At 70.4% G+C, this 243-nt stretch carries 1 protein-coding gene; it reads right to left on the bottom strand.

Going from position 1 to position 243, the window contains the following annotated elements:
* Nucleotides 1–243: hypothetical protein (locus ACFHWE_RS23875; protein WP_416604127.1), on the bottom strand; the 243-nt coding region annotated here is incomplete at both ends.

Genomic DNA, 243 nt, shown 5'->3' with positions numbered 1-243 from the left:
CCTCCGGCCCCCCGTGCGCGCTCACCCGCAGCTTCCCCTCGGCGTCCCACACCGCCGACACCTCGGTCAGCGGGGGGCGCACCCTGATCTCTTGGTAGGGCGGGAAGGAGAGCCCGTCCCTGTGGAGGCGCAGGCGCAGGGTGTCCTCGTTCCACATGTAGCTGGGGGGAACGTTCGGGTTCAGGAACGAACCGCCCTGCTGGAAGTCACCGATACTCGCCCACCTGCCGTCCGGCCACTGCG

It is taken from the genome of Nocardiopsis sp. LOL_012 (genome assembly GCF_048060475.1).
Taxonomy (GTDB): domain Bacteria; phylum Actinomycetota; class Actinomycetes; order Streptosporangiales; family Streptosporangiaceae; genus Nocardiopsis.
Note: the sequence above shows the minus strand (reverse complement) of the source record. Positions and strands in the feature narration are given on the sequence as shown.